Raw genomic sequence first — 26,102 nt, 5'->3', positions numbered from 1 at the left:
TCGTTCACAAAAATGTACTTATTAAATATGTGAAAAGATTGGACATTAATTACGAGTTTATTCATAATGAAGAAGGAATATAACTTTGGGAGGCATGGTGTAAATGAAAAAAATAACGTTTCATCAAGAACCAGTTACATTATTGGGAAATGAAGTGAAAGTTGGCGATAAAGCGCCTGATTTCACTGTCTTATCGAACGATTTAAACGAAGTGACTTTAGAAAACTACAAAGGAAAAGTGAAACTAATTAGTGTTGTTCCTTCACTTGATACTGGTGTATGTTCAGACCAGACGAGACGCTTTAATGAAGAAGCAGACAACCTTGATAATGTTCATGTATTAACAATCAGCATGGATTTGCCATTCGCACAAAAGCGCTGGTGTGCTGCAGAGGGAATCGAGAAAGTCTCAACATTCTCTGATCACCGTGATGCAGACTTTGGTGAAAAGTATGGTGTTCTAATTAAAGAGCTTCGCTTGTTAGCAAGATCGATTTTTGTAGTCGATTCAAATGATGAAGTAGCTTATGTTGAATATGTTGATGAGGTTTCTAGCCACCCGGATTATGAGGCTGCACTCGAAGCGGCAAAACAAGCAAAATAAAGTTTTATGAGCAGTGGGAGATAACGAATGGAAAAATCAACAGTAGAAATTTTATTTGAGTGGCTAGATCAGACAACAAGACAGGTTCAGCAGCATATGAATGAACCTTATCTCGACAGCCTCTCGGAAACAATGGAAACAGTATTTTACGATGAATCAGCAAATGATCTCGATGATATTCTAAGGAAAAAGCTTGATGATGCATTAGAAGAGCTTCATAAATTGAATTACACACATGAAGATATGCGGAAAGCTATCCAGCTTGCAATTCTAAAAGGAATGAAAGACTCGACTCAGGAACAGCATTTGATGACACCAGAATCCATTGGCCTAATTGTCGGCTATTTAGCAGATAAACTGATGAAAGATAAACAGGATGTGCGAATATTTGATCCGGCAAGCGGGACAGGGAACTTGTTAACAACAGTAATGGAACGTTTATCGCAGCAGAAGACGGTTTATGCAAGTGAAGTAGACCCAACATTAATTCAGCTTTCTGTACTAAGTGCAAATCTCCAGAAAAAAGAAATCGAATTTTTCCATCAGGATAGTTTAAGCCCTTTATTGCTTGATCCAGTTGACCTCGTTGTCTCTGATCTGCCAGTTGGCTATTATCCAGATGATATTAGAGCAAGTGAATATGAATTAAAGGCTGATAAGGGACATGCTTATGCACATCACTTATTTATCGAGCAAAGCTTAAAATACACAAAAGATGCTGGTTATCTCATTTTTGTTATACCTGATTTTCTATTTGAAAGTGATCAGTCAGAGAAGCTGAACCATTATTTACGTGAAAATGCGCATATTGTTGGCGTACTTCGATTACCTGAGAGTGTATTTAAGTCGAAACGAAACGTAAAAAGCATCCTGGTGCTTCAGAAAAAAGGGGAACACACAAAAGGGCCAAAGCAGCCACTACTTGTCCAAATGCCTTCATTGACAAATGCAAATGCAATGTCAGATATTCTTGCACAAATGAATGGTTGGTTTAGCACTTACAATAGTAACTAAAACTATTTTAATGTTGGAGTGATTGTATGAATAATGTATTAGCGATTAACGCAGGCAGCTCATCACTGAAGTTTCAATTGATTCAAATGCCGGAAGAAAAGGTTTCTGCAAAAGGACTTGTCGAGAGAATAGGTTTAAAGGATTCCACTTTTCAAGTTGAAGTGAATGGTAAAAAAGATAAAACAACAACTGATATCCCAAATCATGGAAAGGCAGTAAAAATGCTGTTGGATGCTTTAATCCAATCTGGTGTAATATCCTCCTTTGATGAGATTGATGCAGTTGGCCATCGTGTTGTGCACGGTGGAGAGCATTTCAGTGATTCTGTTTTAATTACAAATGATGTAATGAAGACGATTGAAGAAGTTTCTGAGCTTGCTCCGCTTCATAATCCTGCAAACCTGACAGGAATTCATGCATTTAAAGAAATTTTGCCTAATGTGCCAATGGTTGCGGTGTTTGATACAGCTTTCCATCAAACAATGCCGAAATCATCCTATTTATATAGTTTGCCAAAAGAATACTATACAGAGTATGGAATACGTAAATACGGATTTCATGGTACATCTCACAAGTATGTATCACAGCGTGCAGCTGAACTCATTGGAACACCTATCGAAAATTTAAGATTAATCTCTTGTCATATTGGCAATGGTGCAAGTGTAACTGCAATTGAAGCTGGGAAATCGATAGATACATCGATGGGCTTTACACCACTTGCAGGGGTTACAATGGGGACGAGGTCGGGAGATATTGATCCTGCATTGATTCCGTATATTATGGAGAAAACAGGTAAATCTGCTGATGAAGTGATTAATGTCTTGAATAAGGAAAGTGGAATGCTTGCATTATCAGGATTCTCAAGTGATCTTCGGGATATCGAAGAGCAAGCAGCTACAAATGAACGAGCAGAGCTGGCATTAACCGTATTCGCAGAGCGTATCCATAAATATATTGGATCTTATGCGGCAAAAATGTCAGGTGTTGATGCGATTATTTTTACAGCTGGTGTAGGAGAAAATAGCGATATTGTTCGAGAGAAGATTCTTACTGGCCTAGAATTCATGGGTGTGTATTGGGATTCTAAACTCAACGATGTCCGCGGGAAAGAACAATTTATAAATTACCCGCATTCACCGGTCAAAGTTATCATTATCCCGACTAATGAGGAAATAATGATTGCGAGAGATACACTGCGCTTAAGTAAGATAGAGCCTAATCTAACTGGAGTTAGTGCTAATCAGTGATAAAATCATTAAAAATTTAATTAAATGATCATTACAAACGAACCTTTCTCTTGTATCAGAAATGATACGACTGAAAGGTTTTATTTATGATGAAATCTTGGATTAATAGCAAGGAAAACAGGATTGATAGATTGTTAATTATAATTCCTGCTCTGAAAATTAACTACTTATCCTTATAGCCAGCCTTTATATACTCGAAAGATAAATTTCTAATCCGCAAAAGATATTAAAAATTTAAACAATTATCTTAAAATTATGGATTGTTAATGTAACCGTTTTCAATTAATATGGGTTCTAGAAAGGAGGGAGAATAATGCATGCAGAAGTAATGAATAATGATACAAATAATACGAAAAAAGCCTTAAATAAGAAAAAGATGCGAAACAAGCAGCCTGGAAACAAGCAAGCTAAAAAAGGAAGATGGGTACCGTATATTTTTATTCTTCCATCATTTTTAATTATTGTTTCCTTTTTATTCTATCCAATTGGAACTGTTTTCTATTATAGTTTTCAGCATTATGATATTTCTGCACCATTTTATAACTCTTTCGCTGGTTTAGATAATTTTATAAAGATATTTACGGAAGACGAACTATTTCTGCCTAGCCTTTGGACCAGTTTAAAGTGGGTGGTATCACAGGTAGGACTTCAGTTAGTGCTCGGTTTAATTCTTGCTTTGTTACTAAATCAGACATTTAAATTTAGAGGGGTTGTACGAGCAGTTGCCTTTGTCCCTTGGGCGATTTCGGGTGTACTTGCATCTGTCATGTGGTCATTACTGTACAACGAGCATATGGGTGTTTTCAATGATTTATTAATGAAAATGGGCTTCATTGATGAACCGCAGGCTTTCTTGGCTAGTACGACCAGTGCATTTGTATCAGTAGTCATTGCTGAGTTATGGAGAGGGATTCCATTCTTTGCTATTACACTACTTGCTTCATTGCAAAGTATTCCCGAAGAGCTGTATGAAGCCGTGAGGGTAGATGGTGCTGGCAGGTGGAAAACATTTACCGCCATTACATTACCACATTTAAAAAATACGATTGTTTTAACAACGTTGTTAAGGACGGTTTGGGAATTTAACAATGTAGATTTAATCTTTAACTTAACAGGTGGGGGACCTGCACATTCTACGACTACACTTACAATGTACATTGCCGATCTTGCAGTCAATGGAAGTAACTTTGGTTATGGTTCGGCTCTAACAGTAGTTTCATTTGGAATTCTATTTATTTTTGCTGTACTTTACTTAAGAATTACCCGCTATGAGAGGGAGTGAGTTTGATGATAACAAGTAGAAAGCGTGCAGATAAATTAATTTTTTTCTATCTACCCTTAACATTAATGCTGAGCTTTACACTATTTCCAATTTATTGGACGATTAATACTGCATTTAAAGCAGAAGGGGATATCATTAAAAAGCCTTTAGAATACTTACCTGTATCGCCTACAATAGACAACTTTGTAATGGCTTGGAATAATGTTGGATTTGCAACCTTTTTTAAAAATAGTTTAATCGTCGGTATTACAACGGTATTCGTAGTAATCATCTGCTCTACATTATCCGGATATGCACTCAGCAGATATCAATTTAAAGGAAGACGACCATTTTTGCTAATGCTGCTTGCAACCCAATTTATCCCGAGAGCAATGTTAATCATCCCGTTGTTTATTATTTTCAAGAACCTTGGATTAATTAGTAATCCACTTTCTTTAATTATTACGTATACAGCCGTTGAAATACCTTTTACAACTGTATTAATGAGTGGATTCATTTCAAATATACCAAAAGAGTTAGAGGAAGCTGCAGCGGTTGATGGGGCAACAAAACTTCAATCGATAAGATATGTTTTATTCCCATTGCTTCTGCCGGGTATTGTTGCAACAGGGGTATTTACTTTCATTTATACTTGGAACGAGTTTTTAATTGCTTTAATGTTAACGAATGATCAGAGCAAATTCACCTTGCCTGTTGGTTTAAGCTTTATGATGGGTGAATTTAATGTAAACTATGGTGCTCTTGCTGCAGGCAGTGTAATTGCTTTAATACCTGCCGTAATTTTATTTGCCTATGCGCAAAAACACCTTGTTAGTGGTATGGGTGGAGCTGTTAAGGGTTAATTAAAAAAGGGGGAATAAGAATGCGTAGAGGAATTTATATTTTAGCCATTAGCTTAGCTGTCCTTTTCATTTTAAGTGGCTGTGGCGAAAACACAGAAACAAAGGGAGAAGGCCAAGTTACAATTTCCTTCTGGGATGAAAATGCTGGGCCACAACGTACACCGATTTGGGAAGAACTAATTGAACGATTTAAGGAGGAAAATCCTGATATTAACGTAGAATATGTTGGTATACCGAATAAATCGGCTAAATCAAAGTTAGATGCTGCAATTGCTGCAGATGATATGCCTGATGTCGGTTCTGTTCAGACAAGCTGGTTACCGGAATTCTCTGTTCGTGAAGCTTTACTTCCTCTTGATTCCTATTTTGTGGAATCTGAGTTAAGCGGGCTAATAAATGAGGGAGCAACCGACTTTAATAAACAAATTGTACAAGATGAACAGCTCTACGGAATTCCCTATACGCAAAACTTGGATGTTATCTGGGTACGCAAAGATTGGTTTGAAGATGCTGGTGTAAAAATTCCTGTAACATGGGAAGAGTTTTTTACTGCAATTGAAGAAATGACAACTGAAGAACGCTATGGTTATACAATTCGTGGAGGTGCTGGTGGTTCTTTTCAATTGCAGCGTCTAATGTTTGCTTATTCTGGTTTTGATTCCTACTTTGATGAAGATGGAAATGTTGTTATTAACCATCCTAAACATGTGGAATTTGTTGAGAGATATTTGGGACTTTATAACGAGTACACACCTAAAAGCGATATAACAAATGGGTATAAAGAAATGATTGCAGGCTTTGATACGGGAGTTGTTGCAATGGTTCACCATAATATAGGCTCATTTGGTGAACATAGAAAAGCACTTGAACCAGAACAATTTCAGGCAATTCCATTACCACAGACGGAAGATGGAAGATATATAGCTGAGGGTGGCAATACGATTAATATGGCGATTTTTAACACGACAGAACATCCGGATGAAGCATGGAAATTTGTTGAATTTATTAATCGTGCTGAAAGCCAGAGCTATTGGAATGAAGAAGTTGGGCAAATCCCAACTAACTCTGATGTATTAGATGAAGAATGGATTCAAAATGCAGAGCATATTAAAACAGCTTTTGAAGTGTATGATAACCCAGAAACAATATTGTATCAGCCGCCATTCTACTTATCGGATTATCGTTCTATATTAGATAACACGGTAGATCCAGGTACACAAGCAGTAATGAGTGGGGAAAAAACGGTCCAGGAGTTTCTAGATGAATGGGCAAAGGCTATAAAGGATTCAGAAGATAAATACCGTGAATACATGAATAATTAAAACAGTTGTGGATGAGGTATAGATTGAGAAACATCGTCCGCATTGTTAGAGAGGGGAATTTAAATGAGAAGTTTTAATGAAAAAGATAACCCATTAGCAGTCGCTGAGAAGGCATGCAGAACAATTATGGATACATTTTCACCTGAAGATTTGCCGCCAGCTCGTTCCTTCCACTATCATCAAGGGGTCTTTCTTTACGGAATGCAGCGTGTTTGGGAGGAAACAGGCAAGGAGGAGTACATTGAATATATTAAAGGATATATAGATAGTTTAATTGATAGTGAGGGAAATCTTTATTTCGCAAGAGACGAGCTGGATTCAATTCAAGCTGGGATATTATTATTCCCATTATATAAAAAAACCAAGGATGAAAAGTACCTTATAGCTGCAAAGAAGCTTAGAAACTTATTAAGGACAATTAACAAAACTTCTGATGGAGGTTTCTGGCATAAAGATAAATATCCATATCAAATGTGGTTGGATGGGATATTCATGGCCGGTCCATTTATGGTAATGTATGGCAAGGAATTTCTTGAAACTGAGCTTATTCGTGACGTATTATATCAAGAAAAACGTATGAGAGAACATTTGCGAGACAGTGAGACAGGATTGCTTTATCATGCATGGGATGAAAAGAAAATACAGCCATGGGCAAATAAAGTAACAGGTCGTTCAACTGAGTTTTGGGGACGCTCCGCCGGCTGGTATGGTACAGCACTCATTGATTTAATTGAGCTGATGAATGGGAAAGAGTATGGTCAGAAACATCTTAAAGAAAATCTCAAAGATTTTATTGCAGCGGTTGTGAAATACCAGGATGAAAAGACAGGATTATGGTATCAGATTATAGATAAAGGCAATAAAGAAGATAACTGGCTTGAGTCTTCAAGCTCAGCATTGTTTTTATATTTCATGGCAAAGGCCATAAAAATCGGAGTCATCGATGAATCTTATCGTTCCGCCGTCGAGAGAACTTACGATGGATTGCTAAATCAAATGGTTGAAGTTAACAATGAGAAACTTATTTTGAAAGGAATTTGTATCGGAACTTCAGCAGGGTTATACGATTATTATATTGGACGTCCAACCTCGAAAAACGACTTACATGGTATGGGTGCTTTTGTTCTCGCTTGTATGGCATTACATGATTTAAATAAAGAATAAAACTGCAAACCAATGAAAAGCAGGGCTCTGAAATTATATAAAAATGCGAATCCTTGAGTAATTTACACTTATATTAGCTGTTATATATTTAATTATTATTATGAATAGTAGCCGATTATTCATTATATAGTTTATTCTATTATAAGGATCTGGTTTTAATAGACAAGGAGCCCTTACAATGAACAAACTAAAGGAATTTACGCAAAGGTATATCTTTTTTTCAGTCAAATCAACGATAATTGCTTTATATCTTCCGCTGATTATACTATTTGTCATTATCACAGCAAGCATTTCATTTATTCTAGCATCCTCACAAATAGAAGATAATACGTATAAAAATTTAGAGGATACGATATTCCAGACGAAAAATCATATTGAGTTCGTGCTAATGGATATTTTTCGTCAGCATGTTGAACTGGCTAATGATCCCAAAATTATATCGTTACTCGTTTCAGACAAAGAAGAAATTACACCAGCCGATTATATTAATATTGACGAGGAGATTGATACAATATATTTGCGAAACAGCGAAATCATTGAATCAATTTTAGTCGATATGAATGATGGAGAATTTTCCTTTTTTCGAAGTCCACATGAAGTAAGAAATACTTCTTTCTCATATGATTCGTATTTTAGGGATTACCAGGGGAGCAAAGAAGGATATTATTGGAGGAATATCCACCCTGATGAAGTATTTGAGCAGGGGAGCGAAGTACTAACATTATTTAAGTTATTTGGAACGAAAGATTCAGAATCGAAAGGGATCATATTGTTCAATCTGAAAAGTGTTTTCCTAAAGCAAATTCTTAATCAGCAGCTGATGGATCAGGAAGGCTATATTACACTAATTAGCCCCGAGGGAAATATTCATTCAAAACAAATCAACGAAAAATATCAAATTGACCAGGATCAATGGCTGGAATTATACGAATTAGCTGATAAAAGTGGTGAATATAAACTAAAAAGTAATCAAGGTGAGGACTTGATCATTTCCTATGACACAATTACTATAAATAATTGGAAAATTGCTGCAGTTATTCCGCAAACGGAGCTTAATAGTAAAGTAGATTCAATCAAGTACATAACATTAGTTTTGATTCTCGCATTAATTGTACTTGCAATTTTTTTTACGAATATTATTGGAAAGTTCATATCCAAGCCAATCGAGAATTTAGGAAACAAAATGCAGTTCTGGGATGATCAGACACCTATCAAATTAGTTAAACCCTCTGGACCTAAGGAAGTAGTAAATATTCAACATAGCTTTAGCGAACTCACAAGCAGAATCAATAGATTAATGAGTGATATTAAAATAGAACAGGAGGATAAGCGTGAACTTGAGCTTGCTATTATTCATGCGCAGATTAATCCTCACTTTTTATATAACACACTTTATTCGATTAAGGAATTATGTGATCTGGGACTCAACAAAGATGCAAGCAGTATGATAAGTGCCCTTTCAGGATTTTATCGAATCGGACTCAGTGAAGGAAAGGAAATTATTACGATTGAGGAAGAGGTAGAGCATATAAAGTATTATTTGTATATGGAAGAGTTGCGGTATGGGGATCAATTTTCTTATGAAATCGATGTCGATCCAGCTATTAACTCTTATGAGATTGTAAAAGTATCCTTACAGCCTATCATAGAAAATGCGATATACCATGGTGTAAAACAGAGTCGTGGTATGGGGAATATAAGAATTAAAGGTTTTGAGGCTGAGGGGAACATTTGCTTTGAAGTGATCGATAATGGGCCAGGTATTAAGTCTGAACAACTTTTGCAAATTAAGAAAGAAATAAATTATCCACGGAAAAAGCAGAAGAAACATATTGGTGTGGGAATCAAAAGTGTCCATGAACGGATAAAATTATATTTTGGTAAATCATATGGTCTAAAAATTACAAATGGCAATGATGGTGGAGTATGTGTAACGATTACCATTCCGAAAAAGATAGGAGAATAAACGGGTATGAGAAAAGTAGTAATTGCAGAAGATGATAGAATTATTCGACGTGGCTTACTCGAAACAATTCCCTGGGAAGAAAACGGCATTTCTATTGTTGGAGATGCTGGGGATGGAGAGGTAGCATTAGAATTAGTTGCCAAGGAACAACCAGCAATTATTATTTCAGATATTCGCATGCCTTTTATGAGTGGCTTGGAAATGGCAAAACAAGTGAACAAGAAAAACCCTTATACGAAAATAATCTTTCTTACTGGCTATCAGGATTTCAAATATGCCCAAGAAGCTGTAAAACTAAATGCATTTGACTTCTTGCTTAAGCCGATTGATTCAGATCTATTGTTAGAAAAAGTGAAGAAAGCAGGAGATGAGTGGGCAGCTGAAATAGCAAGAGAAAGGACAATTATGAAGTCATTGCCATTATTACAAGAAAAATTTCTGAAACAATTGATCGAAAATGACAATGAAACAATCGATATTGAAAATGAGTTAAAAGAACTCAATATTCTTCTTGAGGGACCATGTTTTCTTGCTGTATTAATCTATGTTTCCCCTGAAAATAATGAGGATATCGACACAGTTAAGGCAGAGTTAGAGATATTCCTCTCAGAAAGAAACGGAGCATTGCTCCAAAAGTCTTTAAATAACTTTGCATTATTTCTTTCGGCAGAAGAAGAGGGATTATTCGTTATTAGTGATTTATTTCATCGGATTAAAGGGCGAATTGCCGGTAAGGTAACCATTACACTTGGTCGACAATATGAAAACTTATTTGAAATTAAGAAATCATTTATGGAATCTTACCTTGCAATGGAATTGCGATATATTTTGGGCGAGGGGAAGTTATATTCAATAGAAGATGCAACATTAGAAGCTGAAGAAAATAATAGTAATTTGCGAGGCTTAGAGCAAAAGCTTGAACGACAAATTAAGATGGGACTCCCAAAAGAGGTAATTCTTACTTTGAATGAGTTGGATTTTGTCAGCAGGAAACAGATGCTGCCTTTGCAAGAAATAAAAATATTTTCAATCAAATACAGCACGATTTTATTTAATGAAATAGAAAAGTGGAAAAAGACTGCAGTGGATTCTTCTATATTTGAACTTTACCAGAGTATTGCTGAACTCGAAACCTTAAACGAAATAAAGTCATCACTAATCATACTTGTAGAGGAATGGGCTAACTCCATGGAGCAAAATGAAGAAAACTCACTAAATAGTCTTGTAGACCAAGCAATTTCATATTTACAATCAAATTATCATCAAGCTGGTTTAACTTTACAAAGAGTTGCAGATGTTGTTCATGTGAGTGCTCCATATTTAAGTAATCTGTTTAAGGCAGAAAAAGGTTTTAACTTTGGAGATTATTTAATTAAATTACGAATGGAAAAGGCGATGGAGATTTTACGCAGAATAGACGTTAAATCCTATGAGGTTGCTGAAAGTGTTGGATATAGTAATCCACAATATTTTAGTACATGTTTTAAAAAATATACTGGCTATACACCTAGGGAATACCAAAGTCAATTTCAGTATAATAATAGTTAATTTACTATTCCATTTATCTTAATATTGTTATAAGTGCGATCAATAGCACTTGAAATTCGTGAAAATCTTATATATACTTGAATTAGTTATTTCCATATAATAAAATTAGTTTCCAAATAGGAAACATTCTAGTTTGGAGGTGTTGGGAGTAAGGAAAAGTGCATGAGAACGGAAAAATGAAAGCGGTTGAACTTCGATTTAGAAAAAACGCATCATTTTACATCACATTAGATGCGGATTAACTTAACGAATATTCGAGGAGGAATGAACATGCAAATTGAAACACGCTATGCTAACCACCCAGAAGATATTAAAAGGTACAATACAGATGAATTACGGGATAATTTCCTAGTTGAAAAGCTTTTTGATGCTGGTAAGGTACATCTGACATACACACATGTAGACAGAATGATATTTGGGGGAATAACACCTGCTGAAGAAGAATTAACAATAAAGCTTGATAAACAGCTCGGAGTAACATATTTCTTAGAACGCCGTGAACTTGGAATTATTAATATTGGTGCTGAAGGTTTCGTTGTTCTGGACGGCAAGGAGTATGAAATGAAACGCCATGATGGATTATATGTTGGCAGAGGTACACAGGAAGTGCTTTTCCGCTCAAAGGATGCAAGTAATCCAGCTAAATTCTATATTAATTCCGCACCAGCGCATCACACATACCCAACCGTAAAAATTGATATTAAAGATATTAAACCACTAGAACTCGGTGAGAAGGGTACATTGAATGAACGAAAAATTCACCAATATATTCATCCTAATGTTTGTGAAAGCTGTCAATTACAGATGGGCTTAACGATTTTGCTTCCTGGAAGTGTTTGGAACACAATGCCAGCTCACACACATGACCGTCGCAGTGAAGTATATTTATATTTTGATATGGAAGAAGATACACGTGTATTTCATTTTATGGGTGAACCAAGCGAAACGAGACATCTCATATTGAAAAATGAACAGGCTGTAATCTCACCAAGCTGGTCGATACACACTGGAACTGCAACAAGCAATTATACATTTATTTGGGGGATGTGCGGTGAGAATATTACGTACGATGATATGGATCATGTGAAAATGAATGAACTAAAATAATTGACTATTTCGGGAGGCAGGTACAGATGGCAACGCAATTAGATGATTTTTCACTTGAATTTTTCTCGTTAAAAGGTAAGGCAGCGATCGTTACAGGGGGGAATACTGGACTTGGGCAAGCCTATGCAGTAGCACTTGCTAAAGCAGGAGCTGACCTATTTGTCGTTACTCACGGAACGAATTGGGATGAAACGAAGAAGTTAATCGAAAAGGAAGGAAGCAGGGCAGCGTTTTTTCAAGCTGATTTAACCAAAAGAGAGAAAGTTAAAGAACTTGTTGCAACTTGTAAAGAGGTGTATGGAAGAATTGATATTTTAGTAAATAATGCTGGTACGATTCGCCGGTCTCCATTACTGGAATATAAGGAAGATGACTGGGACGAGGTTATCGAACTTAACTTAAATGCTGTCTACCTGTTAAGTCAAGAAGCAGCAAAGGTTATGGTTAAACAGAAGAGTGGAAAGATCATTAATATCGCCTCGATGCTTACCTTCCAAGGGGGGAAATTTATACCCCCATATACTGCAAGTAAGCATGCGGTAGCGGGATTGACTAAATCCTTTGCGAATGAATTAGCTGAGCATGGAATCCAGATTAATGCGATTGCTCCAGGCTATGTAGAAACGAAGAATACGGCTCCAATCCGAAATGACGAAAAACGGTATGCGGAAATTACTGCACGTATTCCCGCTGGTTACTGGGCAACACCAGCTGATTTAATGGGTGCGATCGTATTTCTATCCAGTAGAGCATCGGATTATATGAATGGTCATATTCTTGCAGTTGATGGTGGATGGTTAGCCAGATAATTAGTGGAATGAATGGAAACTACAAAGTAAGCCATATCACATTATGTTGTGATATGGCTTACTTTGAAAAATGATAAGTGAAAATAATGATAAGAGGAGAAAATCATGGAATTAAATCTTGGGATACGAGCGCATGACATTGAAAAAAGTAGTGTAAAAGAAATTGCTGATGAGGTTTCAAATAAAGGGTTATCGGCTGTTCAACTAGCTCTTGCCAAATCGATTAAGCAATTCAGCACGAGTACAGGAAGCTTAAGCCCTGGATATGCTAGGCACATACAGAATACATTTCAAGAGAGTGGAGTTCAAATTGCATTATTAGGCTGCTATATCAACATGATTCATCCAGACTTAGAAAAGAGAAAAGAAAACTTAGAGCGCTTTAAAGAGCATATTCGCTTTGCGAGGGATTTTGGTACAAGTATCGTTGGGACGGAAACTGGAAGTGTACTGCCTGGAATGGGCTACTCGGAGAATAACTACGGGGAGCAACCTTTTCAGGATGTTGTAAGCAGTGTCCGTGAATTAGTGGAAGAAGCAGAAAAGTTCGGTGTGATTGTCGGGATTGAAGGAGGCATTAACCACCCTATCCATACGCCGCAAAGAGTGAAGAGACTGTTAGATGAGATAGCTTCAAATAATTTGCAAGTCATCTTTGATCCGGCAAATTTCATGTCGTTGGATAATTATAAAGATCAAGAATCCGTGTTTGAAGAAGCCATCAATTTATTTGGTGACCGTATTGTCATCATTCATGCAAAAGACTTTATCATAGAGAATGATTGGATCAAGATGGTTCCGGTTGGCAAAGGCCAGTTAGATTATGAAAAATTATTTGATTTGCTAGAGGATAGGAAGCCCTTTATTAATGTACTGCTAGAGAATACGAAGGAACCACATATAGATGAAAGTATCACATTCTTGCGAAAAAAATTTAATGTGAACCAATGTTGATTATCTTAGGGGCCGCCATAAAAAGTGAGCAGGCACCTATAGATAGGTGCCTGCCCACTTTCTTATAAATTGTTAAGTAATTATAGAGTGGGATGCTGCAAGAAATACAAATTAAATTATGTCGTTTAAAATTTCTGTCTTGCACGTTTTAACTGCTTGAATGATTGCATTTTTAGATTCTGCATTAATTCGATATTTTGGAACACTAACGCTAATAGCTCCATATGTTTTTCCATTGAGGCTTAGGCTTGTGCCAATACAAAAAACTTCATCTTCATGCTCGCTATTATCAAATGCAAATCCTTGTTTTCTTACATTCTCAATTTCTTGCAGGAATATCTTTTCCGAAGTAATTGTATTTTGGGTTTTGGGAATGAGCGCATGGTTTGCTAGATATTTCTCTATTTCATCGTCTGTTTGTTCAGCTAGAATGGATTTACCCATTGCAGAGCAATATAAGGGAATACTTTTTCCAACTTTAGAGTATAACGAAACGGGGTTGCTGCTTTCAAGTTTTGTAATATAGACAATCCTGGAAATATCTAAAATTCCCAGGTGTACCGTTTCCGCAGTAATTCTTTGCAGTTTCTCTATGTGTGGCTGAGCAATACGCTTAATATCAAGTTTCTGAATACCTTTATTCGCATATTTAATAATGGAAGGCCCCAGGCTGAATTTTTTCGCTTCCGGATCCTTTTCTACATAGCCAATGTGAATCAATGTATCTAGTATTTTTAATGCTGTTGAATTTGTTAAACCTGTTTCAGCTGCGATTTGATTTAATCTCTGTGGTGAATCACTTGAAGACAAAAAAGATAAAATTCGATCAGCTTTTAGCAACACAGCACCGTAAAGTTGTTTATTACTATTCATTATTCCGCTCCTCTTACTAATATATATTCAAATCTAAATCATTTTGCGAGATATGGAAAATAAACTGATTTGTAATCTTAAATAATATTATATATAATTGCGCGGAAATTTTCCAATTAATAAAATAACTTTCTCTTATAGAAAATCTAATCTGTGGAGGTATATTATGAAAAAAACGAATACGTTATCAAAATTAATTAATTGCGGTGTAGTCGCAGTTGTACGTGCAGACAGGGAGGAAGAGGCTATCAAGATTTCGCAAGCATGTATTAAGGGTGGGGTGACAGGAATAGAAATTACATTCACTATTCAGCGTGCTGAAGAGGTAATTCGTGAATTAGTAGATTTATATAAGGGAGATAACCGGGTAGTAGTTGGAGCAGGAACAGTACTTGACGTAACAACAGCAAGACTGGCAATTTTGGCAGGAGCCAGATTTATCGTCAGTCCGAACTTTGACTTGGAAACAGCTAAAATTTGTAATCTTTATCAAATACCTTATGTTCCGGGATGTATGACTATCTCAGAGATGAAGCGTGCATTAGAATTCGGTGCAGATATTATTAAATTATTCCCTGGTGATGCATTCGGTCCAAGGGTTGTCAAAGCGGTTAAAGCACCACTTCCACAGGTGAACTTAATGCCAACAGGCGGAGTGAGTTTAGATAATATAGGTGAATGGATTCAGAATGGTGCAGTAGCTGTTGGCGTTGGCGGTAATCTAATAGCACCAGCAAAAAATGGAGATTATGAAAAAATAACCGAACTGGCACAAGTATATAAACAAAAATTCATAGAAGCGAGAGATGCTTAACATGAAAAGAATTTTAACCTTTGGAGAAATTATCCTTCGCCTATCAACAAATATTGGTGAGCGATTGTATAAAACAGATCAATTAGCTATGCATTATGGGGGTTCTGAAGCCAATGTAGGTGTCTCTTTAGCTAATTTTGGACATAAGGTTTACATGATTAGTAAAGTGCCTGAGAATCCACTTGGGAATGCAGCTAAATATCAATTGGAAGGTAATGGGGTGCATACAGATTATTTATTAAAAGGTGGAGAGCGCTTAAGTACCTATTATCTAGAAACAGGAGTAGGCGAAAGAAATGCCCAAGTCACATATGACCGAAAAAACTCCAGTGTTTCCGCTCTAGCAATTGATGAGATTAACACTGACAAAGTTTTTGAAGATGCTGCACTTTTTCACGTGTCAGGCATTACACCAGCTTTGTCTGAAAACTTGGAAAATCTAACATTCCTTCTCTTAAAAGAAGCAAAGAAAAGAGGTGTCAGAACAAGCTTTGACTTCAATTATCGTTCTAAACTCTGGAGTCATGAGCGAGCAGCGCACGTATTTAAACAATTTCTCTCCTATATCGATATTTGCTTTTGTGGTGAATTAGATGCGATTCATTTCCTTGGTATCGATAAACTAAGGGCATCAATAAATGAAGCGGATAGATTAAAAGCATATTATCAAGAAATACAAACATTGTATCCCAACATAAAATATTTAAGTTCGACCTTTCGAGAAGTAATTTCAGCTTCTATGAACAGATTACAAGGAAATTATTTTACAAATGGTGTTTTATATCAGTCTAAAGTGCATCAAATTGATCAGATTGTTGATCGTGTAGGTGCTGGAGACGCATTTGCCGCAGGGATATTACATGGAATACTGCAAGAGTTGGATCCTGAGTTAACTGTCTCGTTTGCAACAGCCGGTGCTGCTTTAAAACATACACTGCAGGGTGATAATAATAGTTTCTCAGAGGACGAAATTATGTCATTTTTTAAAAAAGAATCTAGTAAAATCATTCGTTAACTGACTTTGCTGCAACGATTCTAAATATGGAAGTCAAATGCCAATAGGAGGGAAATGACATGGTGAGTATAAATGATTACCTGGATGATTTATACAATGAATTAATTAAAAAGAACAATGATGTTTTTAACCATGATTGGCAATTCAATCTTCGTGAAAAGGTTAAAGAATCACTAGGGGAATTTATCAGTAATTCGACTGATTTTAACACAGGCGTGCTGGAAAAAGAAGATATGGGAACTTATGAACGAATGCGGGTAGAGATTACAACATTTTATCCGCTCAGAATGCCATTATATATATTAATCCCAAAAAATAGGCTAAAAGGAAAACTGCCTGCAGTACTTACAATACACGGTCACGGTTATGGTGTAAAAGAAGCGCTTGGGTTAAACCCTGATGGTACGGAAAGTGAATGCGCTGGAGTCCATAATAATTTTGCGAGAAAGCTAGTGGAAAAAGGCGTAGTTGTCGTTGCTCCTGAATTGGTCGGATTTGGAGACCGTAAGTTAGAAGAAGATATTGGAAAAGGTAAACCCGAGGATAATTCCTGCTATCGAATCGCAAGTCAGTTATTATTGATGGGAAAAACACTCGCAGGATTAAGAGTTTACGAATGCAGACGCGTAATTGATTTTATTCAATCATTGACATACGTTAATCAAAAACAAATTGGCTGTTTTGGTCTTTCTGGTGGTGCTCTCGTTACAGCTTTTACGTCAATGATTGATGTGCGAATAAAAGCAGCAGTACTTGCTGGATACACAAATACATTTAAAGGAAGTATTATGGATCGCAGGCATTGTCTTGATAATTATATTCCTGGAATTCTGCAACTAGCTGAATTGCCAGAGCTAATTGGATTAATTGCACCAAGGCCGCTTTTCATTGAATCGGGAACAAAAGATCATTTATTTCCCTTAAAATATGTTCATACAGCTTTAGCGAAGTTAGAAATTATATATGAATCTATGGGCTCTAAAAAAGACCTTTCTTCATCAATATTTGAAGGAGGACATGAAATCGATGGAAAGGAATCTATTGATTGGATTGTTCGTCAACTTAGAAAATGAATGAGACATATAACCTTCCATTTTGGGTAAACTGTATGAGAGGGAGGTGCTTTTAATGAAACGAGTAGTGTTAATTGGTGGAAGCGGGACAATTGGAAGTATTCTATTAGCTGGATTAAAGCATGACTTTGAAGTATATAATCTTGACTTAGCCAATAATCCAGGGGATAACTACCATTTAAAGACAGATGCCCAGAATTATTCGGAACTATTAAACCACATGCCAAAAGATGCGGATGTTGTCATTAATTTATTATCTATACCTTTCTCGGGGGAAGTTGTAGATATCTCAACGATGAATAAAATGGTGGATGTATTTCTTAAGTCTTCTTATAATATATTTCAGGCAGCTGTAGAATTAAATATACCAAAAGTAATTATTGCCAGCAGTAATCATGTTACAGATTATTATGAGTCAGAGGGAAATTCGAAGTTAGGAAGAAGAATTAGTGTGAAAGATTATCCATATTCTCGAGGTCTTTATGGCGTACTTAAGCTTGCGGTCGAAAATATTGGTTTTACCTTCAGTAATAAATATAACTTATCAGTAATTAATCTGAGAATTGGATCTGTTAAGCTAGATGAAGAAACAACAATCTATAAGGATATTGACCGATATAAGAAAACATGGCTTTCTGAAGTGGATACAGTATCCTTGTTTCGCGATTCCATTTTAAGTGATATAAAATTTGGCACCTTCTATGGAGTGTCGGATAACCCGGAAAAGCCTTGGAGCAATAAAGATGCAAAAGAGGAGCTGGGCTTCGTATCCAAAGTAAATGCTGAGGATATCATTAACGAGACAAAAAAGAATAATAAAAAGTAGGAGGTGTCCCAATAAGGAATACCTTCTACTTTTTTATGTTGCAGTTTGTATTTAAAAACAACGTATTGAATTTTCGCATAGAATATTTCCTTGGCAGACCAATTTAATACGATTTTACAGCGGGAATCAATAACTGTCTAATAATTATTTTTTGTAGTCCTTGCGATATTTCCCAGGGGTTATTCCTTCCATTTTTCTAAATGAGCGAATAAAATTTTGCGAATTATTATACCGTAATTTTAAAGCAATATCTTTTACAGAAAGGTCTGTTTCAAGTAACCATTTCTTTGCTATGTCTAATCGATACATCAATAAGTATTCACTGAATGAGATATTCATTTCCTTTTGAAATATGCTGCTGAGATAGTTTGGATTATAATGAAGTCTCGCAGCTATTGCATCCAAAGAAATGTCTTCGTCATATTCCCTTTGAATGATGTGAATAATTTTGTCTGAAATTGTTTTATATTGACTTTCGGTTCTTTCCTCTATTTTATCAATAAGAGGATATATTAGATTATCTTTAAACCATTTCTGCACCTCATCGGAGGTTGTTAAACTTTCCAATTCCACTAATATTGGTCTTTCATCCAACTCCTTGAGCTCAATTCCCATTATTTGTTTTAATTCCATTAAATCATATAGAAATTTAATTAGCGTAATCTGATATTGATTGTGATGAAATCCTTTCTCAAATAGGCTGTTAAACAGCTTTTGCAATTCTTTATCGGCTTTCAAACGCTCAGCAACCTTGATAGCATCAAACAATGTGTTTTTAATATTTGTGGGTAACTGTGTATTGAATGGATAGTTTCTATCAAGATTGTCATAGAAAATAATCGACTCAGTTCCTAATTTTAATCGATATTTTAATGCTTCAAGGCTTTCCTTATAGGCTTCCTTTGAAGCAGCTAAATCATTAAATGGGAGACTGATTCCAATACTAACCGGAAACCCGAATTCATTCTTTACCTTCGTTTGAATCATCTGGGCAAGCTTGTTCAGATAGGAATTATAAAGTTCTTCTGTGTCAAAATTGCTCGTAAGTATAGTAATCTGAGATTGATTCAAGACGACGGGTGTAAAGCGTTTATCGTCTTCAAGTATATCTTCAATCATTGCATTAATTGCAAATAAAAGTACGTCTTCTTCTTTCTTTTGATAATTCGTTTCTTTTAAAGTATCTATTTGTATTGTGAATACAGAAAGTTTGTTCCAGGTTTGATTGTAATTAAAAGAAGCTAACTTTCCATCTATTTCTTCCTTATTCACTTTTCCTTGTAAAAGTCTAATTATAAAAAAGCTTTTCAATTGGGAAACCTGGTTTTGTAATCGAGATTGTAATTCAACATTCTGATGCAGCATTTGTTCAATATTTGATTTTATCGATTCAAACTCATTTTGTGATTGCTCGGATGCTTTTGGAGTAAATGATTTATTTATGAATTCTTGTAAATGGCGGATTGGTTTGTAAATAATACTTGTACCAACAATAGAAACAATTAATGAAAGGATTAATAATAGTGTGCATATAAAAAGTGTAAACCAGCCAATCGCCCGAGATTCTTTATTAAGATCACTTATTTTTACTAAGGATAAGTATGTCCAGCCATTATATTCTGACGTTCTGTAGGTGGCCTTATAATCTAATCCATGAAGTGTCACTTCAAATTGTCCCGCCTTTGCATCTAAATCAGCAAGGGGTATGAATTCGTCTATTTCGGTCAAGTTTTTTCCAACATTATTTGAATCACTGTGTGCAATAACTTGTAAGGAGTCATTAAATATAAGGAATGTCTCAGACTCCGCTTGCTTTACCATAATAGGTGTTAACGTACAGGTAGGTATAAGAACACCAACTATTCCGGTTTTTTCTGAACTTAGAATAGGGAGCTGTTTTACTAAATTAACATAATAGGGACAATTACTTCTGGCATCATGATGGAACACAATATCCTCATATCCTTCTAATATCCAAGAAGATACATTCCTTTGATCCATATACATTGAATGGACTTTGCTGTATTCAGTATCTTCAAGACGTACAAGACCATTATTATTAATTAGCCACCTATTTTCGAGACTGACTAAAATGACATCTTGTATGCCGGTATCAAGTGTCTGAAAGTGCAGAAGGTCTTGTTTTATATCGTGGTAATTCATGAAGTTTTCAGCTGTTAAAGGGTCTCTTAGCACTTCTTTAACTCGTTGTGATGAGATGAAATGTGTTAAAGAATGATCAACATTTTTTAAAACCTGTTCAACATTCGTTTGGATTTGATAAACACTTTGTTGTTTTTCTTTAGCAACATTTGTTTGTATAACCTCGGAAGATCGTAAATAAGAAAATACACCAACAATAATTACGGGAACAGTACTTAAAATAATGAGTAATGTAATCAGCTTATAATAATGTTTAAATGAATCTTTCTTCATATCAATCTTCCCCAAATATTTACTTTTTTTAATAATTTAATATCGTTATCATAATGACCTATAGAGAAGCTGTAATGTCCATTCTAATAGATAAAGCTGTTTTACGGCTTAGTGTGTTTTCTGTTTATGCTCAAAGGAAAATACAGGAAATGAGTTATATACGAGGAGCTCATGCTGCTTAATATATATTTCAATCTGACTCCGTACCCAGCTTGTCCTTATTATTTATCTTGTTTTGTTTTCTTTGAAGATCGCCAAATGATAAATTAGCTGACAGCATCACTATAAATGCAGCTGTACTTATAGAGAAAAAGGGAAACAATCCAGGAATATGCATCATTAAAATATATAATCCATATAAAATGAGAACCATTGTAATGGAATAATGTAAATTTGTGAGACCAATCAGAATTGCATATTTAATATATTGCCAAAATGAAAGATTGTAATGAACGTAAACTGGTATAATATAAAGAACCAGAATAAAATAAATAACACCTGCTAGAAATAGTCCACCTAATAATATTGGATAGAGTGGACTGTCGTTAACTGTACCAACATATTGTAAATCTACATACAAAATAGCTCCAGTTATTAATAGAATAATACCAAAAAGATTTGCTATTTTGAATTCCTTTTTAAATGAGCCTAAAAAGGTTTTAAAAATTGGGATGTCTGTTTCTTTGTGAATCCACTTTCTAATGACTGTAAATAGGGCAACTGTCGCTGGCATATAACCGCAAATAATAAACCCAATGACAGTAAACAGTATCCATAGAATATTTATATATGCCAACCGCATAACCCAAAGACTGATTCGATAAAAGCCGCCCCAAATCCCTGTCATTTCCATATCTGTTTTCCTCCCCTTTAACTAAAGCGCTTACAACTAATTCGTATATTCTTTAAGAATACAGTAATGCGCTAACATTTGATTATATCCTAATAAGAATTTTTTAACTTGCAGCCAATTAATTGTTTAGCTTAATGGATTGTGCTTCTAAATCTATAAGGTAACTTAAGTAAGTTATATTACAAAATTATCATAATCTAAGGAAAATAACAACGTTTTCAAAATATAAAGAAAGTAATAAAGAGAAGATGATTATTTAGCGATTCATGTTTCTCTATAGCATTGATAATTATACATATTTATTGTGGACTGATTCGCATTTTGAAGTATCTGAGAAAGTGATTATGTACAACTCGATATATTTAGAATAGTATTACATTTATAAAATTGAAATGGAGGTCAAATGAATGAAAATAAGAAAGAAGTTAGCAGCAATCATAGGTACATCATTGTTACTGCTTTTATTATTAGTTGCATGCAATAATGAAAGCGCTTCAGAAAACGGGGATTCAGTCAGTGCAAATGGGGACGGAGCGGTAGATGATGACAGCCCATTCCAATTTTCAATGATGGCAAATCTGCATACACCAGAAGTTCCAGGGGATACAATCATCGAATTATTAGAAGAGAAAACAAATACAGAGATTGAAATTCAATGGGTGCCCGATAATAACTATGAAGACAGATTAAATACAGCATTTGCAACAAGCACGCTTCCAGAAGCTGTATTCATAAAAAACCAAACAACATTTATGCAGTATAAAGATGCTATTAGAGATGAACAATTCTGGGAAGTAGGAGCATATCTAGATGACTTTAAGAATTTAAGCAATTTAAGAGAAGAAATACTTGACAATACAAAGGTGGATGGAAAAATTTATTCAATTTATCAGGGAAGACCATTATCTCGTCAAGGGATTATTTATCGAAAGGACTGGGCGGACAATTTGGGATTATCTGCGCCAACAACAACGGAAGAATTTATGGAAATGGCAAGAGCATTCACGGAAGATGATCCGGATGGGAATGGAAAAGACGATACATTTGGAGTAACAGATCGGAGTGATTTAGTTTATGGTGCATTTAAAACTGTTTCTTCATGGTTTGGTACCCCGAATAACTGGGGGGAACGAGATGGAGAGATACTCCCGGAATTTATGTTCCCTGAATACAAGGAAACAATGGATTTCTTCAAAGAAATGCATGAGAACGGATATATTAATCAAGATTTTCCTGTAACAAGCAAAGTCGACCAACAAGAATTCATTATAAATGGGACTGCAGGAATTTACGTAGGTTCCATGGGAGATGTTGTTTCTTTAAATCATGATGCTCAAGCTATCAATCCGGATGTTGAATATGAGGTTCATAACTATGTTGAGGGACCCGACGGGGAATTTGGAGTATGGGCAATTCCTGGATATGGAAATTTAGTTATGTTCCCTAAAAGTGCTATTGAAACAGAAGATGAATTATTAAAAATTCTAGGGTTTTTTGATGCCTTAATGGATCCAGAAGTATCTAATCTCATCTATTGGGGCAGTGAAGGAGAACATTATACAGTTAAGGATGGAGGAGCTGTTCCTGTAGAAGACCAGGCTTTATTTGATAGAGAGGTTAAGCCTTACCAGGCAATTGAAGTAGGTGAGCCAGAAACGAATGGAAGATATGAAGGTTACTTCGAATATCCTCCTAAGGCGAAGTCGGAGGAATTGTTTAAGGAAAATGAAAACTATCTCATACATGATCCAACAGTAACATTGGATTCGGATACTAATGTACAAGACGGTGCTAGATTATTACAAATTATGACGGATGCAACCTATCAATATATTCTTGGACAGATTGATGAAAAGGGATTTGACAAGGCACTAGAAAATTGGAAATCTCAAGGCGGAGATAAGATTATTGAAGAATTTAATGCCTCCTATGCAGAGCAAAATTAAATAGGAGAACTTTTATCATCATTAACAAAGGTGCTTTCTAATAAAATACTGTTCTATTATATTCTGATGCAGTTGAAATTAACTGCGGGCGCACCTCATTGATTTCTATCGATCTGGAGATCTGCAGTCCGAATACACGGGAATTTCTTTCAGTTTGACAGCACAAGGCAGATGATGTAAACAAGTTATCTCACAAAGTATACATCACCTTGTCCAGGGCAGCGCAGTTCAGCAGCCTGGGAAAGCGGAGATATTCGGACAGCGGCTATCCGGCTGCAGTTTGAGATTAATTACGATGCAGCAGTTTTATTAACTGTTTTTAATTAGTAATTACTTTTTTACAATAACAAAATTGTTCTTTCATAATCATTTTCTATGGTTTCCTAACAAATAACCATCTTGATACTGCCTGTTTGGACGGGTAGTAACATAATGATTATTCGTGATAGAGTATGGTTCTATTATGATCACACAATAGGTTAAAACATAGATTATCTTTAAAAATTGAAAAGGAAAGGGAGTTGAGAATGGAAAGTACTGTCAGTCAAAAAGAACAATTGCGTTTGGATAAAAAGAAACGCAGACAGGAATTATTTAGAAGTATTAAGAAGAATAAACTGCTCTACTTAATGATTTTGCCGGGTATGATATATTTTATTATTTATAAATATCTTCCAATGACTGGTTTAATTATCTCCTTTCAGGACTATAAACCATATTTAGGTATCAGCGGGAGTGAGTGGGTTTGGTTTAAACATTTTGAACGGCTGTTTACCAGCGCAGAGTTTTGGATGATATTTAGAAATACACTTATATTGTTTGCATTACAGATTTTAGTATTTTTCCCTATTCCCATTGTTCTCTCCTTAATGTTGAACGAAATTAGACATTCTTTATATAAACGTGGAATACAAACGCTGATTTACATTCCGCATTTTATGTCCTGGGTTGTAATTGTTTCCATAAGCTATGTAATGCTAACGCTTGATGGTGGAATTGTAAATTCACTTTTACAATACTTAGGCTTTGAGAAGATTAACTTTCTAATGAATGAAGATTGGTTTCGTCCAATGTACATTCTCCAAGTAATTTGGCGAGAAGCTGGCTGGGGAACAATTATTTTTCTGGCAGCAATTACTGGAGTCGACCCACAACTTTATGAAGCAGCCAAAATGGATGGTGCAAATCGATTCAGACAGATTTGGCATATTACATTGCCAGCTATTCGAAGTGTGATTATTATCCTGCTTATTCTTAAAATTGGTGACGTATTGGAGCTGGGCTTTGAACATGTTTATCTATTGTTAAATGCATCAAATCGTTCTGTCGGCGAGATATTTGACACATATGTATACGTAGCTGGTTTACAGCAAGGCCAATTCAGTTACAGTACAGCGGTAGGCTTTTTCAAAGGAATTGTCGGTCTTATACTAGTGGTCTTTGCGAATCGATTAGCGAAACGTTTTGGAGAAGAAGGTATTTATTAAACGAATGTTAGATATGGAGGGAAATAAGGATTATGCTCAATCGAGTTTCAATTGGAAGTAAAATTTTCGACATTGTCAATTATATACTGTTAGGATTAATAGCCCTAGTTATGTTTCTCCCGTTTATACATGTAGTAGGGAGTTCATTTGCAACAAGTGCTGAAATAGCAGAAAAAAGTTTTCTATTATTTCCTACTGAGTTTTCGCTGGATGCTTACCGTTACATATTTTCAACGGATACGATTTTTCGTGCATTGCTTGTTTCGATTATGGTGACGGTAGGAGGCACTCTATGGAGTATGTTCTTGTCGACGTTAACAGCATATGGTTTATCGAGAAGGGATCTCGCTGGCAGGAAATATTTCAATTTTCTAATTGTATTCACCATGTTATTTAGTGGAGGCATGATACCTACTTTCCTGGTCGTAGAACAAACAGGGTTGCTAAACTCATTATGGGCTTTAATTATTCCTGTTTCTATTAATGCATTTAATATGATTATTTTGCGAAGCTTTTTTATGAATTTACCAGCTGGGTTGGAGGAATCAGCGAAAATTGACGGTGCGAATGACTTTAGTATTTTATTTCGAATTGTTATTCCGCTGTCATTACCAGCTATTGCTACGATTTCATTATTCTATGCTGTAACATACTGGAATACGTATATGCACGCTATCCTGTACTTAAGCGATGCAGCAAAGTGGCCTGTGCAAGTATTGCTGCGCCAAATTGTTGTCTTAGCAAGTGGCATTAACTACGACGGAGCGGCATTTACAGATGTACCACCACCAGAAGTAACGGTTAAAATGGCAACAATTGTTGTAGCAACCGTTCCGGTACTGTTGGTATATCCGTTCCTTCAAAAATATTTTACAAAAGGAGCATTATTGGGATCTGTTAAAGGCTAAATGGGATTAGTA

The 26,102-nt window shown here is 35.6% G+C and carries 22 protein-coding genes; 19 read left to right on the top strand and 3 right to left on the bottom strand.

Features of this window, described 5'->3' with window-relative positions; translation table 11 throughout:
* The first annotated feature begins 103 nt into the window (after positions 1 to 103).
* The 12 genes from tpx (at position 104) to NST93_RS07025 (ending at position 13,859) form a co-directional block, all read left to right on the top strand.
* Positions 104 to 604, top strand: coding sequence for a thiol peroxidase (gene tpx, locus NST93_RS07080; RefSeq protein WP_405102582.1), 501 nt, complete (start codon positions 104 to 106; stop codon positions 602 to 604).
* Positions 605 to 631: 27 nt separating this feature from the next.
* Entirely contained in the window at positions 632 to 1,618 is a 987-nt protein-coding gene (locus NST93_RS07075) for a class I SAM-dependent methyltransferase (RefSeq protein ID WP_405102580.1), read from the top strand.
* Positions 1,619 to 1,644: 26 nt separating this feature from the next.
* The gene (locus NST93_RS07070; protein WP_405102578.1) at positions 1,645 to 2,865 is read left to right on the top strand and encodes an acetate kinase; all 1,221 of its coding nucleotides are present in this window, start codon (positions 1,645 to 1,647) and stop codon (positions 2,863 to 2,865) included.
* Positions 2,866 to 3,178: 313 nt separating this feature from the next.
* Positions 3,179 to 4,147, top strand: coding sequence for a carbohydrate ABC transporter permease (locus NST93_RS07065; protein WP_405102576.1), 969 nt, complete (start codon positions 3,179 to 3,181; stop codon positions 4,145 to 4,147).
* Positions 4,148 to 4,152: 5 nt separating this feature from the next.
* Positions 4,153 to 4,989, top strand: coding sequence for a carbohydrate ABC transporter permease (locus NST93_RS07060; protein ID WP_405102574.1), 837 nt, complete (start codon positions 4,153 to 4,155; stop codon positions 4,987 to 4,989).
* Between the two features lie 20 nt (positions 4,990 to 5,009).
* Positions 5,010 to 6,311 (top strand): ABC transporter substrate-binding protein, encoded by a 1,302-nt coding sequence (locus NST93_RS07055; protein WP_405102573.1) that lies wholly within the window; start codon positions 5,010 to 5,012, stop codon positions 6,309 to 6,311.
* Between the two features lie 63 nt (positions 6,312 to 6,374).
* Positions 6,375 to 7,475: a glycoside hydrolase family 105 protein gene (locus NST93_RS07050; RefSeq protein WP_405102571.1), complete on the top strand. Its 1,101-nt coding sequence runs from the start codon at positions 6,375 to 6,377 to the stop codon at positions 7,473 to 7,475.
* 178 nt (positions 7,476 to 7,653) lie between these two features.
* Positions 7,654 to 9,441, top strand: a complete 1,788-nt coding sequence (locus NST93_RS07045) for a sensor histidine kinase (RefSeq protein WP_405102569.1) — start codon at positions 7,654 to 7,656, stop codon at positions 9,439 to 9,441.
* A 6-nt stretch (positions 9,442 to 9,447) separates the two neighbouring features.
* Positions 9,448 to 10,989, top strand: coding sequence for a response regulator (locus NST93_RS07040; RefSeq protein WP_405102567.1), 1,542 nt, complete (start codon positions 9,448 to 9,450; stop codon positions 10,987 to 10,989).
* A 276-nt stretch (positions 10,990 to 11,265) separates the two neighbouring features.
* Entirely contained in the window at positions 11,266 to 12,096 is an 831-nt protein-coding gene (gene kduI, locus NST93_RS07035) for a 5-dehydro-4-deoxy-D-glucuronate isomerase (protein WP_405103786.1), read from the top strand.
* A 26-nt stretch (positions 12,097 to 12,122) separates the two neighbouring features.
* Entirely contained in the window at positions 12,123 to 12,905 is a 783-nt protein-coding gene (kduD, locus tag NST93_RS07030; RefSeq protein ID WP_405102565.1) for a 2-dehydro-3-deoxy-D-gluconate 5-dehydrogenase KduD, read from the top strand.
* Between the two features lie 105 nt (positions 12,906 to 13,010).
* Positions 13,011 to 13,859, top strand: coding sequence for a sugar phosphate isomerase/epimerase family protein (locus NST93_RS07025; RefSeq protein ID WP_405102563.1), 849 nt, complete (start codon positions 13,011 to 13,013; stop codon positions 13,857 to 13,859).
* Between the two features lie 111 nt (positions 13,860 to 13,970).
* On the opposite strand, the gene NST93_RS07020 is transcribed toward NST93_RS07025, so the two are convergent.
* Positions 13,971 to 14,732, bottom strand: coding sequence for an IclR family transcriptional regulator (locus tag NST93_RS07020; protein WP_405102561.1), 762 nt, complete (start codon positions 14,730 to 14,732; stop codon positions 13,971 to 13,973).
* A gap of 166 nt (positions 14,733 to 14,898) precedes the next feature.
* Here NST93_RS07020 and NST93_RS07015 point away from each other — a divergent pair, with 166 nt between their 5' ends.
* The 4 genes from NST93_RS07015 to NST93_RS07000 are packed head-to-tail and all read left to right on the top strand — an operon-like array spanning position 14,899 to position 18,460.
* The gene (locus NST93_RS07015; RefSeq protein ID WP_405102559.1) at positions 14,899 to 15,546 is read left to right on the top strand and encodes a bifunctional 4-hydroxy-2-oxoglutarate aldolase/2-dehydro-3-deoxy-phosphogluconate aldolase; all 648 of its coding nucleotides are present in this window, start codon (positions 14,899 to 14,901) and stop codon (positions 15,544 to 15,546) included.
* Position 15,547: 1 nt separating this feature from the next.
* Positions 15,548 to 16,561, top strand: a complete 1,014-nt coding sequence (locus NST93_RS07010; RefSeq protein ID WP_405102557.1) for a PfkB family carbohydrate kinase — start codon at positions 15,548 to 15,550, stop codon at positions 16,559 to 16,561.
* Between the two features lie 59 nt (positions 16,562 to 16,620).
* Positions 16,621 to 17,634, top strand: coding sequence for an alpha/beta hydrolase (locus NST93_RS07005; RefSeq protein WP_405102555.1), 1,014 nt, complete (start codon positions 16,621 to 16,623; stop codon positions 17,632 to 17,634).
* A gap of 55 nt (positions 17,635 to 17,689) precedes the next feature.
* Complete coding sequence (locus NST93_RS07000) at positions 17,690 to 18,460, top strand: NAD-dependent epimerase/dehydratase family protein (RefSeq protein WP_405102553.1); 771 nt, start codon at positions 17,690 to 17,692, stop codon at positions 18,458 to 18,460.
* Between the two features lie 144 nt (positions 18,461 to 18,604).
* On the opposite strand, the gene NST93_RS06995 is transcribed toward NST93_RS07000, so the two are convergent.
* Together NST93_RS06995 and NST93_RS06990 are read right to left on the bottom strand one after the other, a co-directional pair.
* A complete protein-coding gene (locus tag NST93_RS06995) occupies positions 18,605 to 20,896 on the bottom strand; it encodes a helix-turn-helix domain-containing protein (protein WP_405102551.1) in 2,292 nt (763 codons plus the stop codon).
* 190 nt (positions 20,897 to 21,086) lie between these two features.
* Positions 21,087 to 21,749 carry a YesL family protein gene (locus NST93_RS06990; RefSeq protein ID WP_405102549.1) on the bottom strand — a complete coding sequence of 221 codons (663 nt, stop codon included), beginning with the start codon at positions 21,747 to 21,749 and terminating at the stop codon, positions 21,087 to 21,089.
* Between the two features lie 407 nt (positions 21,750 to 22,156).
* Between NST93_RS06990 and NST93_RS06985 the strand changes: the two genes are divergently transcribed.
* The 3 genes from NST93_RS06985 (at position 22,157) to NST93_RS06975 (ending at position 26,090) form a co-directional block, all read left to right on the top strand.
* Positions 22,157 to 23,695, top strand: a complete 1,539-nt coding sequence (locus tag NST93_RS06985; protein WP_405102547.1) for an extracellular solute-binding protein — start codon at positions 22,157 to 22,159, stop codon at positions 23,693 to 23,695.
* 527 nt (positions 23,696 to 24,222) lie between these two features.
* Positions 24,223 to 25,182 carry an ABC transporter permease gene (locus tag NST93_RS06980; protein ID WP_405102546.1) on the top strand — a complete coding sequence of 320 codons (960 nt, stop codon included), beginning with the start codon at positions 24,223 to 24,225 and terminating at the stop codon, positions 25,180 to 25,182.
* Positions 25,183 to 25,214: 32 nt separating this feature from the next.
* Positions 25,215 to 26,090 (top strand): carbohydrate ABC transporter permease, encoded by an 876-nt coding sequence (locus tag NST93_RS06975; RefSeq protein ID WP_405102544.1) that lies wholly within the window; start codon positions 25,215 to 25,217, stop codon positions 26,088 to 26,090.
* Positions 26,091 to 26,102 lie beyond the last annotated feature (12 nt).

The sequence above is a fragment of the Oceanobacillus sp. FSL H7-0719 genome (assembly GCF_045040795.1).
GTDB lineage: Bacteria > Bacillota > Bacilli > Bacillales > Amphibacillaceae > Oceanobacillus.
This window is presented reverse-complemented; position numbering and strand designations above follow the sequence as displayed.

Bases quoted from the DNA above. Each gene is read 5' to 3' on its own strand.
- tpx (WP_405102582.1), top strand. From the start codon at position 104: ATGAAAAAAATAACGTTTCATCAAGAACCAGTTACATTATTGGGAAAT.
- NST93_RS07075 (WP_405102580.1), top strand. From the start codon at position 632: ATGGAAAAATCAACAGTAGAAATTTTATTTGAGTGGCTAGATCAGACA.
- NST93_RS07070 (WP_405102578.1), top strand. From the start codon at position 1,645: ATGAATAATGTATTAGCGATTAACGCAGGCAGCTCATCACTGAAGTTT.
- NST93_RS07065 (WP_405102576.1), top strand. From the start codon at position 3,179: ATGCATGCAGAAGTAATGAATAATGATACAAATAATACGAAAAAAGCC.
- NST93_RS07060 (WP_405102574.1), top strand. From the start codon at position 4,153: ATGATAACAAGTAGAAAGCGTGCAGATAAATTAATTTTTTTCTATCTA.
- NST93_RS07055 (WP_405102573.1), top strand. From the start codon at position 5,010: ATGCGTAGAGGAATTTATATTTTAGCCATTAGCTTAGCTGTCCTTTTC.
- NST93_RS07050 (WP_405102571.1), top strand. From the start codon at position 6,375: ATGAGAAGTTTTAATGAAAAAGATAACCCATTAGCAGTCGCTGAGAAG.
- NST93_RS07045 (WP_405102569.1), top strand. From the start codon at position 7,654: ATGAACAAACTAAAGGAATTTACGCAAAGGTATATCTTTTTTTCAGTC.
- NST93_RS07040 (WP_405102567.1), top strand. From the start codon at position 9,448: ATGAGAAAAGTAGTAATTGCAGAAGATGATAGAATTATTCGACGTGGC.
- kduD (WP_405102565.1), top strand. From the start codon at position 12,123: ATGGCAACGCAATTAGATGATTTTTCACTTGAATTTTTCTCGTTAAAA.
- NST93_RS07025 (WP_405102563.1), top strand. From the start codon at position 13,011: ATGGAATTAAATCTTGGGATACGAGCGCATGACATTGAAAAAAGTAGT.
- NST93_RS07020 (WP_405102561.1), bottom strand. From the start codon at position 14,732: ATGAATAGTAATAAACAACTTTACGGTGCTGTGTTGCTAAAAGCTGAT.
- NST93_RS07015 (WP_405102559.1), top strand. From the start codon at position 14,899: ATGAAAAAAACGAATACGTTATCAAAATTAATTAATTGCGGTGTAGTC.
- NST93_RS07010 (WP_405102557.1), top strand. From the start codon at position 15,548: ATGAAAAGAATTTTAACCTTTGGAGAAATTATCCTTCGCCTATCAACA.
- NST93_RS07005 (WP_405102555.1), top strand. From the start codon at position 16,621: ATGGTGAGTATAAATGATTACCTGGATGATTTATACAATGAATTAATT.
- NST93_RS07000 (WP_405102553.1), top strand. From the start codon at position 17,690: ATGAAACGAGTAGTGTTAATTGGTGGAAGCGGGACAATTGGAAGTATT.
- NST93_RS06995 (WP_405102551.1), bottom strand. From the start codon at position 20,896: ATGAAGAAAGATTCATTTAAACATTATTATAAGCTGATTACATTACTC.
- NST93_RS06990 (WP_405102549.1), bottom strand. From the start codon at position 21,749: ATGGAAATGACAGGGATTTGGGGCGGCTTTTATCGAATCAGTCTTTGG.
- NST93_RS06985 (WP_405102547.1), top strand. From the start codon at position 22,157: ATGAAAATAAGAAAGAAGTTAGCAGCAATCATAGGTACATCATTGTTA.
- NST93_RS06980 (WP_405102546.1), top strand. From the start codon at position 24,223: ATGGAAAGTACTGTCAGTCAAAAAGAACAATTGCGTTTGGATAAAAAG.
- NST93_RS06975 (WP_405102544.1), top strand. From the start codon at position 25,215: ATGCTCAATCGAGTTTCAATTGGAAGTAAAATTTTCGACATTGTCAAT.